Annotated in this window: 14 protein-coding genes and 1 pseudogene; 4 read left to right on the forward strand and 11 right to left on the reverse strand. The window is 65.3% G+C overall.

The window, feature by feature from the left end; all coding sequences use genetic code 11:
• Window positions 1-576: pseudogene (locus H2052_RS12645) on the forward strand (AMP-binding protein); the annotation flags it as partial.
• A gap of 30 nt (window positions 577-606) precedes the next feature.
• Here the strand turns inward: H2052_RS12645 and H2052_RS12650 are convergent.
• From H2052_RS12650 to paaI, 8 genes are all read right to left on the reverse strand, one after another.
• Entirely contained in the window at window positions 607-1,272 is a 666-nt protein-coding gene (locus H2052_RS12650; protein WP_293782208.1) for a PEP-CTERM sorting domain-containing protein, read from the reverse strand.
• A gap of 111 nt (window positions 1,273-1,383) precedes the next feature.
• Window positions 1,384-2,463 (reverse strand): 1,2-phenylacetyl-CoA epoxidase subunit PaaE, encoded by a 1,080-nt coding sequence (paaE, locus tag H2052_RS12655; RefSeq protein WP_293782210.1) that lies wholly within the window; start codon window positions 2,461-2,463, stop codon window positions 1,384-1,386.
• Window positions 2,464-2,471: 8 nt separating this feature from the next.
• Window positions 2,472-2,939: a 1,2-phenylacetyl-CoA epoxidase subunit PaaD gene (gene paaD / locus H2052_RS12660; protein WP_293782212.1), complete on the reverse strand. Its 468-nt coding sequence runs from the start codon at window positions 2,937-2,939 to the stop codon at window positions 2,472-2,474.
• On the reverse strand, window positions 2,936-3,688 hold the full coding sequence (gene paaC / locus H2052_RS12665) for a 1,2-phenylacetyl-CoA epoxidase subunit PaaC (RefSeq protein ID WP_293782214.1): 753 nt from the start codon (window positions 3,686-3,688) through the stop codon (window positions 2,936-2,938). The genes paaD and paaC overlap by 4 nt, the downstream gene beginning before the upstream one ends.
• Entirely contained in the window at window positions 3,688-3,972 is a 285-nt protein-coding gene (gene paaB, locus H2052_RS12670) for a 1,2-phenylacetyl-CoA epoxidase subunit PaaB (protein WP_121053320.1), read from the reverse strand. Before paaB ends, paaC begins: the two co-directional genes overlap by 1 nt.
• Before the next feature lie 14 nt (window positions 3,973-3,986).
• Entirely contained in the window at window positions 3,987-4,973 is a 987-nt protein-coding gene (paaA, locus tag H2052_RS12675; protein ID WP_293782219.1) for a 1,2-phenylacetyl-CoA epoxidase subunit PaaA, read from the reverse strand.
• Window positions 4,974-5,043: 70 nt separating this feature from the next.
• The gene (gene pcaF / locus H2052_RS12680; protein WP_293782221.1) at window positions 5,044-6,246 is read right to left on the reverse strand and encodes a 3-oxoadipyl-CoA thiolase; all 1,203 of its coding nucleotides are present in this window, start codon (window positions 6,244-6,246) and stop codon (window positions 5,044-5,046) included.
• Window positions 6,243-6,719 (reverse strand): hydroxyphenylacetyl-CoA thioesterase PaaI, encoded by a 477-nt coding sequence (gene paaI / locus H2052_RS12685; RefSeq protein WP_293782223.1) that lies wholly within the window; start codon window positions 6,717-6,719, stop codon window positions 6,243-6,245. Before paaI ends, pcaF begins: the two co-directional genes overlap by 4 nt.
• 90 nt (window positions 6,720-6,809) lie before the next feature.
• Here paaI and paaG point away from each other — a divergent pair, with 90 nt between their 5' ends.
• Together paaG and paaZ are read left to right on the forward strand one after the other, a co-directional pair.
• Window positions 6,810-7,598 (forward strand): 2-(1,2-epoxy-1,2-dihydrophenyl)acetyl-CoA isomerase PaaG, encoded by a 789-nt coding sequence (gene paaG, locus H2052_RS12690; RefSeq protein WP_293782225.1) that lies wholly within the window; start codon window positions 6,810-6,812, stop codon window positions 7,596-7,598.
• 39 nt (window positions 7,599-7,637) lie between these two features.
• Window positions 7,638-9,650 carry a phenylacetic acid degradation bifunctional protein PaaZ gene (gene paaZ, locus H2052_RS12695; protein WP_293782227.1) on the forward strand — a complete coding sequence of 671 codons (2,013 nt, stop codon included), beginning with the start codon at window positions 7,638-7,640 and terminating at the stop codon, window positions 9,648-9,650.
• Between the two features lie 141 nt (window positions 9,651-9,791).
• On the opposite strand, the gene H2052_RS12700 is transcribed toward paaZ, so the two are convergent.
• Together H2052_RS12700 and H2052_RS12705 are read right to left on the reverse strand one after the other, a co-directional pair.
• Window positions 9,792-10,532 (reverse strand): LuxR C-terminal-related transcriptional regulator, encoded by a 741-nt coding sequence (locus H2052_RS12700; RefSeq protein ID WP_293782229.1) that lies wholly within the window; start codon window positions 10,530-10,532, stop codon window positions 9,792-9,794.
• Window positions 10,533-10,551: 19 nt separating this feature from the next.
• A complete protein-coding gene (locus tag H2052_RS12705) occupies window positions 10,552-11,646 on the reverse strand; it encodes a helix-turn-helix transcriptional regulator (RefSeq protein WP_293782231.1) in 1,095 nt (364 codons plus the stop codon).
• A gap of 278 nt (window positions 11,647-11,924) precedes the next feature.
• Between H2052_RS12705 and H2052_RS12710 the strand changes: the two genes are divergently transcribed.
• Window positions 11,925-14,126, forward strand: coding sequence for a TonB-dependent receptor (locus H2052_RS12710; protein WP_293782233.1), 2,202 nt, complete (start codon window positions 11,925-11,927; stop codon window positions 14,124-14,126).
• A gap of 63 nt (window positions 14,127-14,189) precedes the next feature.
• On the opposite strand, the gene H2052_RS12715 is transcribed toward H2052_RS12710, so the two are convergent.
• Window positions 14,190-16,511 carry a TonB-dependent receptor gene (locus tag H2052_RS12715; protein ID WP_293782235.1) on the reverse strand — a complete coding sequence of 774 codons (2,322 nt, stop codon included), beginning with the start codon at window positions 16,509-16,511 and terminating at the stop codon, window positions 14,190-14,192.
• Window positions 16,512-16,525 lie beyond the last annotated feature (14 nt).

Raw genomic sequence — 16,525 nt, forward strand, 5'->3', positions numbered from 1 at the left:
GTCGACGACATCATCTGGACCCGGCAGGGCCGGATGCAGTTCGGCGTCGAGCTGCGCATCACCGACGAGGAGAACCGCGTCCTCCCGCACGACGGCGAGACCTCGGGCGCGCTCAAGGTGCGCGGCCCGTGGACGATCGCCCGCTACTACCGCGCGGATGCCGACGCGCTCGACGAAGACGGCTGGTTCGACACAGGCGACATCGCGACGATCGACGACTACGGCTTCATGCGCATCACCGACCGCGCGAAGGACGTGATCAAGTCGGGCGGCGAGTGGATCAGCTCGATCGACATCGAGAATATCGCCGTCGGCTTTCCGGGCGTGAAGGTCGCGGCGGTCATCGGCGTGCATCACCCCAAATGGGAAGAGCGCCCCGTCCTCGTCCTCGATCTCTACGACGATGCTGAGGTGACCGAAGAGGCAATACGCGCGCACCTCGCGCCCGCCATCGCGAAATGGTGGATGCCGGATCGTATCGTCTTTGACACCGTGCCGCTGACAGCGACGGGGAAGATCGACAAGAAAGCGCTGCGCTCGCGCTATTTGAACTGCCTCGACGAAGCGGCTGCCTGAGGCGGCAGGCCCCCGGTCGTTTTTCGTCGTTCAGCGCTTCCTTCGCCGTCGCAGCAATACACCCGACAGGCCAAAGCCGAAAAGTGCGAGCGTCGCGGGTTCCGGCACGGAGAACGCGATGGAGATGTGTTCCAGCCCATATTCGGAATCGAAATTGTCACCAGCCGCGAATTGCAGCCCCAGGAAGGGCAGGCCCGCAAGAATCAGGTCGTTCAGAAGATCGGTGATGTCGAGCTTGGCCGTCAAGGATATGCCGTCGTCGCCATAGGCCCAATCATCGAGGATTGCGAACGTATCAATGCCGGCAGGCAGGTAATCGTCCGGCGAAATTACCCCGTCACCTGAGAAGGCATTGACACAGATTGACGAAGTGCCGCCGTCAAAACTCTCTACTTTGAATTTGAGCGTCGCTCTGCGGATTTTTTTGTGCAGGCCATGCCCGAACTCGTAAATCGCACGCTTTTCGGGAACGACTGATTCCCCGCTTAGGTCACCGAAGGCGAGTTCATGAGATGCTTCCCACGCGCTTGGATCTTTGGGCCCGAGCAGGCACTTGTCTCCCGTCTCCGTGATTTCGCCTAACTCGTAGCCGTCATAATAGCTGACGGCGACGCCCTGCTTGGCCGGCGTAAGAACTCCGGCAAATGCAGGCGAGGCAACGCATACAACAATGGCCGCGCACGACAGTACACGCATAACAATCTCCCCTGTTCGAAGAAGAAGTTATGGTTAATCAAGTATTACGGCAACGATTCGATTTTAGGCCGTGCCCGGCAGCGATGCCGCGAGGGGAGTCGTTGCCGCCAATCACGCGTCGTAGTCGACCGCCACGTTGTCGGTCAGCGGCACGGCCTGGCAGGTGAGGATGTAGCCCTGCGCGACCTCTTCGGGTGAGAGGCCGTAGTTTGCCTTCATATGCACCTTGCCGTCGATCAGCTTTGCGCGGCAGGTCGCGCAGACGCCCGCCTTGCAGGCGTAGGGCGTCGGCAGGCCGGCGGCGCGGGCGTTTTCCAGGATGCTGCCCTGCGCGCTGTCGAAGGTGATGCGGCGGCGGCGGCCTTCCAGCGTCACCTCGACCTTGCGGCCTTCGGCTTCGCGCTCAAGCTCGCGCTCGACGGCGGCCTGCTCGGCGGTCGGGCGGTCGATCGTGAAGCGTTCCACCTTGATGCGGTCGGCGGGAACGCCCGCGGCGGTGAGCGCGGTTTCCACGGCGTCCATCATCGGCCCGGGGCCGCAGATGAAGGCGGCATCGACGTCATCGGCATCGATGAGGCCGCCGAGGAGTTCGGTGAGCTTTGCCGAATCGAGGCGTCCGTTGAAAAGCGCGATGTCCTCGTCGTCTTCGTCTTCAAGGAAGTGGTAGGCCTCGAGACGGTCGAGGAAGCGGTCCTTGAGCGCGGCGATTTCCTCGAGGAACATGATTTCGTTGCTGGCGCGGTTGCCGTAGAACAAGGTGAAGCGGCTCTTCGGCTCTTCAAGAAGCGTGGTCTTCAGCAGCGACAGCACCGGCGTGATGCCCGATCCGCCCGCGAAGCCAACGTAATGCTTCTGCGCGTTCGCGTCGAAATCCCACGAGAAGCTACCATGCGGCGGCATCACCTCGATCGTGTCGCCAGCGGCGAGCGCGGTGTTCGCCCAGCGCGAAAAACGCCCGTCGGAAATCGCCTTGATCGCGACGCGAAGCTGCCCCTCGTGCGGGGCGACGCAGAGCGAATAGTTGCGGCGCAGATCCTCGCCATTGATGTCCGCGCGCAGCGTGATGTGCTGGCCGGCGCGGAATGCGAACGCGTCACGCTCGGCCTCGGGCACGTCGAACAGGATCGAGACGGCGCTCGGCGTTTCGCGGCGGACTTCGGCGATTTTCAGCGTGTGGAAATGTGTGGACATTCAGGGCCTCAATGGCATTTGAAACGGTCGAAGGGTTCCCGGCAGCTGTCGCACTGCCAGAGCGCCTTGCAGGGGGTGGAGCCGAACCGACTGACCTCGTGCGTCTGTTTCGATCCGCAGCGGGGGCAGGTGGCCGGGTGGCTGTTGAGCGCGGTGCTCGCAGGCGGTGGATCGATCCCGTAGGCGCGCAGTTTCTCGCGGCCGTCTTCGGTAATCCACGCCGTCGTCCACGGCGGCGAAAGCCGGGTTTCGATGGCGACATCCTGCATCCCTGCCGCGTCCAGCGCCTCGCGCACGGCGAGCTGGATGTAAGCGGTCGCCGGGCAGCCCGTGTATGTCGGCGTGATCAGCACACGCGCCGGCTCGGCATCGGTGAGCACATCGCGCACGATGCCGAGATCGACGAGCGAGACCGCCGGAATCTCGGGATCGGGCACGGAGGCAAGCACGGCCATGATGGCGCGTGCGTCGTTCACCAGACGGCTTCCGGGTAGGTGCGCGGGATATGCTGCATCACCGCGAGCATGTGCCCGAGATGTTCCGAATGATGGCCCTTGCGGCCGCCGACGATGGGACGCGGCAGCTTCATTTCAGGCAGGCCCGCCTCGGCGAGCACCGCCGCGACGCGGGCTTCGAACACTGGACGCAGCGACGCCGGGTCGACTGCGACACCTTCCGCGACGAGCGCGTCGGTGACGGCATCGGTCTGGAACAGCTCATCGACGAAGCGCCAGTGCCAGTCGAGCCCGTCGATCATGCGCGTCCGGCTCTCTTCGGTGCCGTCGCCGAGACGGATCACCCACTCCGCCGCGAGATCGGCGTGATAGGCGACCTCCTTCACGGCCTTGGCGGCGATTTCGGCGAGGCGTGCGTCTTTCGAAAGCGCGAGCTTGTCGAACAGTGCCTTCTGCCACGTCGAGAACAGGAACTGCCGCGCGATGGTGCGTCCGAAGTCGCCGTTCGGCTGCTCGACCATCAGGCAGTTGGTCCATGCCAGCACGTCGCGGTGGAAGGCGAGGCGATCCGCATCGCGGCCCTTGCCCTCGACCTCGCCGGCGTAACCGAGGAACAGCTGCGCCTGCCCGACGAGATCGAGCGCGACGTTGGCGAGCGAGAGGTCGACCTCGATGGTCGGCGCGTGGCCGCACCATTCGGAAAGCCGCTGCCCGAGCACGAGGCTGTCGTCGCCGAGACGCAGCGCGTATGTGAAAAGCGCGTTTTCCATCACATGTGCTTCACGGCGTCGGGGAGTTCGTAAAACGTCGGATGACGATAAATCTTCGTCTCCGCCGGTTCGAACATCGGCCCGGCCTGTTCGGGGTCAGACGCCGCGATGTCCGACGAGCGCACCACCCACAGGCTGACGCCTTCCATGCGGCGCGTGTAGGTATCCCGCGCGTGGCGGAGCGCGATCGTCGCGTCGGGCGCGTGCACCGACCCGGCGTGGCGGTGCGAAAGCCCGCCGCGTGCGCGCACAAACACTTCCCAGAGAGGCCAATCGGTCTTCATGTTTCGTCTTTCCTTCAGGCTGCAGCCTTGATGCGGCGCCGGGCTTCATGGGCATCCGCGGCTTCGCGCACCCAGGCACCGTCGTCCCATGCCTTGCGGCGGGCTTCCATGCGTTCCTTCGCGGTCGGGCCCTCGCCCCGCACGACGGCGTAGAATTCCTCCCAGTCGATCGCGCCGTAATCGTAGTGGCCGCGCTCCTCGTTCCACTTGAGATCGGCGTCCGGCACCTTCATCCCGAGCAGCAACACCTGCGGCACGGTGGCGTCGATGAACTTCTGGCGCAGCTCGTCGTTCGTCTCGCGCTTGATGCGCCAGCGGATCGACTGCGCCGAGTTCGGCGAATTGTCGTCGGAAGGGCCGAACATCATGATCGCGGGCCACCACCAGCGGTCGATCGCGTCCTGCACCATCGCCTTCTGCTCGTCGGTGCCATTCGCCATCACGAGGAGGGCGTCATACCCCTGGCGCTGATGGAAGCTCTCTTCCTTGCAGACGCGGACCATTGCGCGGGCGTAGGGGCCATAAGAGGTGCGCTGCAGCGGCACCTGGTTCATGATCGCGGCGCCGTCCACCAGCCAGCCGATGGCGCCGATGTCGGCCCAGGTCAGGGTGGGGTAGTTGAAGATCGTCGAGTATTTTGCCTTGCCGCTGTGCAGCGCGTCGATCATCTCCTCGCGCGAAGCGCCCAGCGTCTCGGCGGCGGAATAGAGGTAGAGGCCGTGGCCGCCCTCGTCCTGCACCTTCGCGAGCAGGATCGCCTTGCGCTTCAGCGACGGCGCGCGCGTGATCCAGTTGCCCTCGGGGAGCATTCCCACGATCTCGCTGTGCGCGTGCTGCGAAATCTGGCGGATCAGCGTGCGGCGGTACGCCTCCGGCATCCAGTCCTTGGGTTCGATGAAGGCATCGTCGGCGACCCGCGCCTCGAACGCATCAATGAGTTCCTGCGGCTCCCGCGTCGGGGCCTGCTGCGGATCAACCTTCTGAAGTTCAGTGGTATACACGGGGGCGCTCCTTCCTCCCTGCGAGTCCTATAATAAATCGACCGATCGATCAATTATTATTTGTGATCCGTCAAACGCGCTCGATCAGCAGGGCAATGCCTTGCCCCACGCCGATGCACATCGTTGCAAGACCATAACGCCCGCCGCGATTCCTGAGTTCGATCGCCGCGGTCATCGCGAGCCGCGCGCCCGACATGCCGAGCGGGTGGCCGAGTGCGATGGCGCCGCCGTTCGGGTTCACATGCTCGGCGCTGTCGGGAAGCCCGAGCTGGCGGAGCACGGCAAGGCCCTGCGCGGCGAAGGCTTCGTTCAGTTCGACGACGTCGATGTCGCCGATCGAAACGCCGGTGCGCGCGAGCAGCTTCTTCGTGGCGGGAGCGGGGCCGATGCCCATGATGCGGGGCGGCACACCCGCGACGGCACCGCCGACGATGCGCGCGATAGGCTTAAGGCCGTGCTTGGCCGCGGCGGCCTCGCTCGCGATCAGCAGTGCCGCGGCGCCGTCGTTGACGCCGCTCGCATTGCCCGCGGTGACGGTGCCGTCCGGGCGGACGATCGGGCGCAGTTTCGCCAGCGTCTCCATCGTCGTTTCACGCGGATGCTCGTCGCGGTCCACGACCACCGGGCCGCCCTTCTTGCGCGCGATCGTGACCGGCACGATTTCCTGCGCGAAGCGTCCGCTGGCCTGCGCGGCGGAAGCGCGGCGCTGACTTTCGACCGCGAACCGGTCCTGGTCCTCGCGCGAGATGCCGAAGTCGTCAGCGACATTCTCCGCCGTCTCCGGCATCGAATCGACACCGAAGCCCGCTTTCATCGCCGGGTTCACGAAGCGCCAGCCGATCGTGGTGTCGTAAACGGCATTGCTGCGCGAAAACGCGCTGTCCGCCTTCGGCATCACGAACGGTGCGCGTGTCATGCTTTCAACGCCGCCTGCCACGATGAAATCGGCGTCTCCGCTGCGAATCGCGCGCGCTGCCATCGCCACCGCGTCGAGGCCGGAGCCGCACAGGCGATTCAGCGTCGTGCCCGGCGCCGTCTCGCCGAGCCCGGCGAGCAGCGCGGCCATGCGCGCGACGTTGCGGTTGTCTTCGCCCGCCTGGTTGGCGCAGCCCATGATGACGTCATCGAGCGCGCCCCAATCGATGCCGGGGTTGCGCGCGGCGAGCGCCCGCAGCGGCACCTCGGCGAGATCGTCCGGCCGAACCTCGGCGAGCGATCCGCCGTAGCGTCCGATGGCCGTGCGCGCGGCGTCGCAGATGAAAGCGTCGGTCATTCCCGTTCCTCTTCGATCACGGGGCCGCCGATGGTGCGGCTCAGCCCCTGGAATTCAGCGATGATGCGGCCGTCTTCGCCGAAGACGCTGACGGCATAAACCCCTGTGCGGCCCTTCACGGCACGCTCCTGCGCCTCGGCGACGATTCGCTCGCCCGCGCGCCCGGCATCGATGAAGCTGATGCTGGCGTGCTGCGCAACCGTCTGCACGTTGCGCGAATTGCACGCGTAGGCGAAGGCCGTGTCGGCAAGCAGGAAGACCATACCGCCATGCGCCATGCCGAAGCCGTTCAGCGTGGCGGGCGACAGCCGCATGGCGACGCGCGCATAGCCTTCGCCGGCCGCTTCGATCTCCAGCCCCAGCGCAGGCGTCGTGCCTTCCTTCGACGCCATTGCAAGCGCGATGCGGAGCGCCGTATCATTGGCGGCGGATGGCACGGAGTGGGCCGGTTTCGGCGTGTCTGATTCAGGCATGGTGACGCAGATAGCCGACGATTTCGCGCTTGCCAATAATAGTTCGACCGTTCATTCTATCATTAACGATTGCGGATGGGGAGTCTTCTCGTGTCTTTCGAAACGATCATGTTCGACATCAGCGAGGGCGTCGCCACGCTGACGCTGAACCGGCCGGACAGGCTCAACAGCTTCACCGTGCAGATGCACGGTGAGGTCGCCGAGGCGCTCGACCGCACCGAGAAGGAAGGCGCGCGGGCGCTGCTGCTGACGGGCGCGGGACGCGGCTTCTGCGCGGGGCAGGACCTTTCCGACCGCGCCGTCGCGCCGGGGGGCAGTGCCGTCGATCTCGGCGATTCGGTCGAGCGCTTCTACAATCCGCTGATCCGCCGCCTGAACACGATTGCCATACCCGTCATCTGCGCCGTGAACGGTGTCGCGGCGGGTGCGGGCGCCAATATCGCGCTCGCCTGCGATATCGTTCTTGCGGCGAAAAGCGCCAAATTCATTCAATCGTTTGCCGCCATCGGCCTCATCCCCGACAGCGGCGGCACGTGGGTGCTGCCGCGCCTCATCGGTCAGGCGCGCGCGCTCGGCCTTGCCATCACCGGCGAGCCGCTTTCCGCGGAACGCGCCGAGGAATGGGGCCTCATCTGGAAATGCATCGACGACGAGGCGCTTGCCGGGGAAGCCCGCGCGCTCGCCGTCCGCCTTGCCGCCGGGCCGACGCAGGGCCTCGCCGCGACACGTGCCGCCATTCGCGGCGCGTGGGCGAACACGCTCGATGAGGAGCTTGAGAACGAGCGCGACCTGATGCGCCGCCTCGGCTTCTCCGCCGACTACAAGGAAGGTGTCGCCGCCTTCATGGAAAAGCGCAAACCCAAGTTTACCGGCGCCTGAGCCGATTCCTCCCCCGCCGATTTTCGGAGCCATTCCCGCATGACCAAGATTCTTGAAAACTACGCCGAGGGCCGCTGGGTAAGGAGTGCGGGCGGGCTTGCGCCCATCCATTCCGCGCTCACCGGCGATGTCGTCGCCGAAACCGGCAGCGACGGCCTCGATTTCGGCGGCATGGCGAATTTCGCGCGGAAGAAGGGCGGCAAGGCGCTGCGCGCCATGACCTTCCACGAGCGCGCGCTGATGCTGAAGGCGCTCGGCCAGGCGATCATGGAGCGCAAGGAAGAGCTCTACGACATGTCGTGGGACACGGGCGCGACGCGCACGGACAGCTGGATCGACATCGAAGGCGGCGCGGGCACGCTCTTCTCCTACGCCTCCAAGGGGCGCCGCGAGTTGCCCAACGACCGCATCCTGCTCGACGGCGACACAGAGGTGCTGGCGCGCGACGGCACCTTCATCGGCCAGCACGTCTATACATCGATGCAGGGCCTCGCGCTCCACATCAACGCGTTCAACTTCCCCGTGTGGGGGATGCTCGAAAAGCTGGGGCCGACGCTGCTCGCGGGGGTGCCGGCGATCGTGAAGCCAGCGTCGGCGACCGCCTATGTGGCCGAAGCCGCGTTCCGCATCATGATCGAAAGCGGCGTGCTGCCCGAAGGCGCGCTGCAGTTCATCGCCGGGATGCCGGGCGACCTGTTCGATCACCTGACAGGCCAGGATTCGGTGGCGTTCACCGGATCGGCGGCGACCGCGGCGAAGCTGCAGCAGATCCCCGTGATCGCGCGCGAAGCCGTGCGCTTCACGGCGGAGCGCGATTCGCTCAACGCCTCGATCCTCGCGCCCGATGCGGTGCCGGGCACGCCCGAGTTCGACCTGTTCGTGAAGGAAGTTGCGCGCGAGATGACGGTGAAGGCGGGGCAGAAGTGCACCGCGATCCGCCGCGCGCTCGTCCCTGCGAACCTCATAGATGCGGTGCAGGAAGCGCTCTCCGCGCGCCTCGCGAAGACGGTCGTCGGTGATCCGCGCAGGGAAGGCGTCACGATGGGCGCGCTCGTCAGCCGCGGCCAGCTTGCCGATGTTCGCGCGAAGATCGCAGAGCTTTCGGCGGTCGCGCCGGTGGTCTACGGCGACCCGAACGGGGCGGACGACGGGAAGGGCGCGTTCTTCGCGCCCGTGCTGATGCGCACCGACGATCCGTGGAAGGCGGAGGCCATTCACGAGGTTGAGGCGTTTGGCCCGGTTTCGACGCTGATGCCCTATGCCGATCTCGCCGATGCGGCGGCGCTCGCCAACCACGGCAAGGGCTCGCTCGCGATTTCCGTGTTCACGCATGATGGCGCGACCGCGCGCGAGCTCGTGCTCGAATCGGGCGCGTTCCATGGCCGCATGGCGTTCCTCAATCGCGAGTCCGCGAAGACCTCCACGGGTCACGGCTCGCCGCTTCCGGTGCTCGTCCACGGTGGCCCCGGCCGCGCGGGCGGCGGCGAGGAGATGGGCGGCATTCGCGGCGTGAAGCACTATATGCAGCGCACCGCGCTGCAGGGCGATCCGGGGCTGCTTTCAAAGGCGCTCGGCGAGTATCTGCCCGGCGCGCCGATGAACGAGGGCACGGTGCACCCGTTCCGCCTGCGCCTCGGCGAGCTGGAGCCGGGCTACACGCTGAAGACGGGTTCGCGCACGATCACGCTCGAGGATATCGAGCATTTCGCGGACTTCACCGGCGACAACTTCTACGCACACATGGACGAAGAGGCCGCGAAGGCCAGCCCGATCTTCGGCGGGCGCGTGGCGCACGGCTATCTGATCCTGTCGTTCGCGGCGGGGCTCTTCGTCGATGCGCCTCCGGGGCCGGTGCTGGCGAACTATGGCCTCGAGCACCTGCGCTTCGTGAAGCCGATGAAGCCGGGCGATTCGATGAAGGTCTCGCTCACCGTGAAGTCGAAGTCGCAGCGCTCGCCCGAAATGGGCGAGGTGCGCTGGGCGGTGCGCGTCACCAACCAGGACGACGAGCTCTGCGCGACCTACGACCTGCTCACGATGAACGCCGTTTAGGTTTGTCGCGCTTTCCGGTGATGCCGGGCTGCAAACGGCGGCTTTCTGCGCTTCCGGTGCTCACGGACACAAAGTCCGCTGCGCGCCGGTTCTCGAAAGCCACCATTTTCGCTCCGGCCTGACCGGAAATCGCAACAAACCCTAGTCGAGGATTGCCGGAAGAAAATCCGCCGCGCCTGAGAACCCCAGCCGCTGATAGGCACGCTGGCGGTAGGTGAGGACGCTGCTCGGGCGGATGTCGAGCGCGCCTGCCGTGCGTTCGGCGGTCCAGCCCGCGACGGTGCGCGCGGCGACCTGCCGTTCGCGCAGGGTGAGCACCGGAAAGGCACGCGCGATGCGGGCTTCGAGGCGTTCGACGAGGCGCGCTTCCGGATCGGGCGTCGCAATGCTCTGCCGGGCCAGCGCAGTCAGGCCGACGTTTGCGAGCGCGGCAAGCGCTGTGGACCCGTCACCGCCGTCGTCGCGCCGATAGAAACTCAGCACGATCGCGCGTCCCGCGCCGCGCCAGCCGAAACAGAGCTTGTCGGCGAAGCGCGGCTGTTCGAAGCAGATCGCGCGGTAATCGCGCAGGCCGATTTCCCCGGCGCGCACGCAGGCGACGAAGCCGCGTCCAGCAGCGGTGCGCTGGCGGGCGCGGACGACGGGATCGTGATGGTAGAAGCGCTCGGCATAGTGGCGCGCACGCCGGTCGTGGTCGCCGCGCTCGCTGATCGAGGAGAGCGCGACCGGGCGTTCGCCGTCGCGGACGTGATAGGCGAAGATCTCGTCCACCCCTGCCACGCGCTGCGCGGCGTCCAGCATCAGCGCGCCGAACACGGGCGTGCCCGCCGCCTCGACGAGCGCGGCGCCGATCTCGGGATCGAGGAGCGGGAGTTCGGCCATCGCCGAAACGCTACTCCAGCTACTGGATGTGCAGCAAGCGCGAGACGAGCTGCGTCCGGCTGCTGACGCCCACCTTGCGGTAGATCGAGCGAAGGTGGTTTTCGCCGGTGCGCAGCGAGATGCCGAGCTCATGGCTGAGCGAGGCATTGCATTTGCCCGAAGCGATCTGCCGCGCGATCTCCGTCTCGCGCTCGGTGAGACCGAACCGGCGGCACGCGTCGCTGATCGCATGGCGAGGGCCGCCGCCGCTGGTGACGACGAGGTGGAAGTTGCGCCCGTCGGCAGTCTCGAAGTTGCGCACCTCGATATCGAATGTCCGCAGGCCGCTCGCCTTGAAGCTGAACGAAACGCCCGGTGCACGATTCGCAGCCAGCAACCGCGCCTTGATCTCGCCGAGCACCGACGACCCGCCCGGCGCAGCAACGGTCAGGCCTAGATCTTCCATGCCCTTCGCGTTGCCGTTGCGCACCACGAGATCCTCGTCGAGGATCAGGAAGCCCATTTCGGTCCCGGCCTCGCGCGCGGCGATGGCGATCGTTTCGGAAAGCGCCAACGCTTCCTTGCAAGCGAGCGCATAAAGCACCGAACGGATTGCCGGCACGAGACGCTGGAACCACGAAAGCTGTTCGGGCAGGAAGGCGATGTCACCGTGGCGGCGATGAAAGCCGACGCAGGCGAGCTGCGTTTCCAGCCCCGTTCGCATCGGCATGGCGACCGCAACGACGTGGCCGATGTCGTAGGGGCGCAGGAACGTATCGCGGTATTGCGGGTCTTCCTCCAGATCGCGTTCGAACGAGCCCGTCAGCAGGCTCGGGGCCGGGCCGCGCTCGTCGTCCAGCCAGTCCATCACCGGACGGATCACCGGGTCGAGCGCATAAAGCCCATCGACATAGACATCCACCGACGTGGGCTTGCTGCCGACATAGCTGCGCGCGCCGAAATGCCGATCGCCATAGGGCGAGGAAAAGATCTGCATGAAAACGCCGCTCGTCGCGCCAAGCGCATCGACCAGCGGTTCGAGCAGCGTTTCGCTGACCGCGTCAGCCGTTTCACACGACAGGATCTTCTCGAAGATACCCGCCGAGGGGTCTTCGCCGAAATTCGCGCTGGGCACCTCCGCCTCCCCTGATCACCTCGGTCGAGCGCGCTCTTCACGGGCGCTGCGTATAGATCGACCGATCGTACAATTAATCTACTGCCCCTGCCATACGCATTCAATCAGAAAACAGACCGCAGGGAAAGTGCCGGATATTCACGGCTTTCGTGTCACTCGTGTCATGAGTGTTTCCCGTTATAGGCGGCCCGCGACGAAAGCGGCATGAAGTCACCGGACAAGCAAGATCGCCGGCCGCCGTTGGGCGCGACCGGCCATTCGGGGGAGGTACCAGAATCATGAAACGGACCAGCGGCTTCAACACGGGCGCCGGCATTCTCGCACTTGCGATCGCGCTTTCAGCAGGCAGCGCCGCGGCGCAGGACGCCGCGACCAGCGGCAGCGACACGATCGAAGAAATCGTCGTCACGGCCACGCGCCGCGCAGCGAACGTGCAGGATATCGGCATCGCGGTGACGGCGCATGGCGGCGACCGGCTGCTCGAGCTCGGCCTGCGCGACACGACCGATCTTGCCGCGATGACGCCGGGTCTGCAGTTCGTCTCGCCGGGCGGCCCGCCGGTTGCCGGTCTCATCTCGATCCGCGGCGTGTCGCAGAACGATTTCGCCGGCCACATCGAGCCGGCCAACGCCTTCTACATCGACGAAGTCTATCAGCCATCGAGCGGCACCAGCGTGCAGCAGCTGTTCGACGTGGGCCGCGTCGAGGTCCTCAAAGGCCCGCAGGGCACGCTCTTCGGACGCAATGCGACGGGCGGCCTTGTCCACATCATCACCAACCAGCCGGGCGACGAACTCGACGGCTATATCGATCTCACCTACGGCAGCTACGACCAGTTCCGCGTCGAGGGCGCCGTCGGCGGCCCGATTGCGGAAGGCGTTTCCGCGCGTCTGTCGTTCATGAAGGACAAGCACGACGGCTATGTGAAGAACGCGATCGGCCCGGATCTGCTCGCTGACGACACCATCGCCGGGCGTTTCCAGCTGCGTCTGGAGCCGACCGAGGCGCTCACCATCAACCTCTTCGCCGACTGGTACAAGACACGGCCCGTTGCGACCGGCGGCGCGATGATCACCGGCGCGACGCAGGATGCGGACGGCCTCGGCGTGCCGCTGCCGAAGGGCTCTCCCACGGGCTTCGGCTATGCCGACGCGGACGGCGATCCCTACACCGGCGCCTTCAATTTCCCCGGCAATTTCGCGCGCGAGACGTGGACGATCGGCGGCAAGATCAATTACGATCTCGGCGGCGGTTATTCGCTCGCAACTGTCACCAGCTATCAGAACCTCGACAGCACCTATGCTGCCGACAATGATTTCTCGCCGGTCGATATCGGCGTATTCGAACAGGATGCGAAGGCGAAGCACTTCACGCAGGAAATCCGCCTGATCGAGGATGACGGCGCGTTCCGCTGGACCGCGGGCCTCTATTACCTCAACATCAACGGCGACTATTTCCAGGGCTTCAATCTCTCGGGCTTCGCCACTTATCCGCGCGCGGATTACCGGGTCGACACCAAGTCCTACTCGGGCTTCGCGCAAGCGGAATATGATCTTTCCGACCAGCTCAAGCTGTCGGCGGGCATCCGCGTGACGCGCGACGAGAAGGACTATTACTACTCCGAAGTCTGCGACGGTCCGCTCTGTCCGTTGTTCATCGCACCGGGTTCGCTCGCGGCGAACGGCGTCACCACCGACAAGCACGGCGAAACGGGCTTCTCCGGCCGCCTTGCGCTTGATTGGAAGCCGAGCGATGCGACGCTGCTCTATGCAAGCATCAATCGTGGCTACAAGGCGTTCAACTACAACGCCGGGTTCGTCGGTCAGGCGCCGCTTTCGGGTTTCCGCTTCAAGGGCGAAGACCTGATGGCGTATGAAATCGGCGGCAAGTTCGAATTCCTCGATCGCCGTGTGCGCTTCAACGCCGCGACTTTCTATTATGATTATTCGGACTATCAGGCGTTCGATCAGCGCGGCTTCAACTTCACGCTGTTCAACACTGGTGCGGAGATCTACGGCGCCGACTTCGAGCTTTCGGTGCACCCGGGCATGGGCTTCCGCTTCGATGCCGGCCTCGCGCTCTTGCACACGAACGTCGAGGATATTCCGATCGGCACGCGTCTTGTCGACCGCAAGGCGCCGCAGTCGCCGGGCCACACGATCAACCTCGCCGCGACGAAGGATTTCGATCTCGGCTTCGGCGAGCTGAGCACGACGTTCAACGCCGTCTACACTGCGGACTTCTATTCGCAGCTCACCAATGCGGCAGTGACGAAGGTTCCGGGCGGCTGGCTCGCCAACGCGCGCATCTCGCTGAAGACGATGGAGAACAAGCTCGAAGTGTCGGTGTTTGCGAACAACGTGTTCGACAAGGCCCGCAAGATCTTCTCGTTCGACGTTTCGGCCCCGCCGCTCGGCGGTGCCTACGATACCTACACGCAGCCGCGCTGGTTCGGTGCGCAGGTTCGGTACAACTTCTAGACGTGAAAACGGCCGGAGGCAGGGCGCTGCCTCCGGCCGATACCGACAATCGCAAAAGGATTGTCAAAAACGCGCGGTGAGTTGCAGCCCCCATTCGCGGGGACGGCCGACCACCATGTTCTGCACGCCGAACGCGGGCACGAATTCGGCGGCGGTGAAATAGTCTTCCTTCGTCAGATTCTTGCCGAAAATGGCAACCTCGAATGCCTCGCTTGATGATGTCCAGGCGAGACGCGCGTCAACAAGCGTATAGGCCGGCTGCACGATCGAGAGCGAATTGGCCGGGTCGTGGTAGGTCTTGCTGCGGTGGCTGAGATCGCCACGCACCGTGAGCCCGCCCATCGTTCCCGGCAGATCGAAGCGATACTGCGCGCCGAGCGCGACCGTCCATGCGGGCGCTTTCGGCAGCTTGTTGGTGATGGGATAGCCCGTACCTGCCGCCAGCGATTGATATTCATTGTGCAGGTAGCCGACGCTTGCGTTGAAATCGAGACCGGGAAGCGGCGCGGCGAGAATCTCCGCCTCGAACCCGTAGAGATCGACGCTGCCCGCGTTGTCGACCGTCAGAATGAGGCCGCCCGTCGTCGGCGAGACGCTGTTGGTCTGCAGCTGCAGATCCTTGTACTGGCTGTAGAAGCCGGCAAGGTTGAAGGTCATCAGCCCGTCCAGCAGACGCGACTTCAGGCCCGCCTCATAGGCCGTCAGCTTCTCGGGATCGTACGACTTGAACTCCTCGGGCGTCAGCGGGCGCGGGTTCCAGCCGCCGCTCTTGAAGCCCTTCGACCACGACGCATAGAGCAGCACATCGTCGCTCGCGCGGTAATCGATGCCGATCTTCGGCGCGAAATTCTTCCACGTGCGCTCGTCGTGCGTCGGCGGCGTCGCGATGCGGCCCGAATTCGGATAGATCGAATCGATGAAGTAGCGCTTGCGTTCCCAGCTGTAGCGCCCGCCGACGGTGAGCGTCAGCGCGGGCACCACCTCGTAACTCGCCTGACCGAACACCGCCCAGTTGTTCGTCGTGAGCGCGGTCTGCGGCCGCACGTCGAGATCGAGCAGCGCGTTGAACGGATTGCCCGCGCCGCCCGCACACGGCAGGCCTGCAACCGGCGGCGGGCAGGGCACGCCGGGAACCAGCGGAATCAGCGCATCGGGCAGCAGTTCGAGCGCATCATAGAGCCCCGACGCGAGCAGTGTCTGGTTCAGGTCATGCGCGCGTTCGCGGAAATAATAGCCGCCGACCAGCCAGTGGAGGCGCTTGTCATCGGTCGCGCCGCTCAGCTGCAATTCCTGGCTGAACTGGTTCTCGCTCTGCACCTCGTCGGTGTGGATGATCGGGAACGGCGACTGGTCCATGTCGACCTGGATTTCCGCATCCATCTCGCGGTAGCCGGTGATCGACTTCACGGTGAGCGCCGGGCTTGCCTCCCACGCGATCGTGAGGTTCGTGCCCCACACATCCGCCTTGTCGCGCGTCGGCCCCGTGCCGTTGCTGACGCGCCGGTCGGACGAGACCCAGCGGTCGTCGAACAGCGAGCCTGCCGGGAGACCGTCCCGCGCGGTAACGAGCGGCGCGGCGATGGCATTGTAGAGATCGTAAAGACCACCGGGGAACGAGAACGTGTCCGAAAGGCGCTGCGGCGATCCGTTCTGGCGGATGCGCGAGGCATCGAACGACAGGTCGACCGTCCAGTCCTCGGACGGGTTCCACGCGATCGCGAAGCGCCCCGCATCGACATTGATGTCGCCAAGGTCGGTGCCGTCCGGGCGGATCACGTAGCCGTCCTGGTTCTTGCTGGCGGCAGCGATCTTGATCGCAAGGACATCGGGAATCAGTGGTACCGAAATGCGGCCTTCCACGTCGATGCGGTCGCGCGCGCCGACCGTCGTGCGCACCTGCCCGGAAAGTTCGTTGCCGGGGCGGGAGGAGATGATGTTGATCGCGCCGCCGATCGTGTTCTTGCCATAGAGCGTGCCCTGCGGGCCGCGCAGCACCTCGATGCGCTCGATGTCGGACAGGTCCATCATCGCGCCAATCGAGCGCGCGATATAGACGCCGTCGACGTAGACGCCGACGCCGGGATCGGTCGGGAAGATGAAGTCGTTCTGGCCGACGCCGCGAATAAAGATCGCCGCGTTGGTGCTGCCGCCGTCGCCCTTGCCCGAATTGATTTCGACGTTCGGCACATAGGCCGCGACATTGCCGATGTTGGTGACGTCGCGCGCGTTCATCTGCGCCGCGCCGAAGGCGGAAACGGAGAGCGGCGTATCCTGCAGGCTCTGCTCGCGCTTCTGCGCGGTGACAATGATTTCGGCGATGCCGGTTTCATTGGTGTCCTGCGCGGCGGCCGGCGCGGCGATAAAACCCGCCAACAATGCGGACACGGAAATGCCAGCCT

Origin of the sequence: Sphingosinicella sp., assembly GCF_013911755.1 — a bacterium.
GTDB lineage: Bacteria > Pseudomonadota > Alphaproteobacteria > Sphingomonadales > Sphingomonadaceae > Sphingosinicella.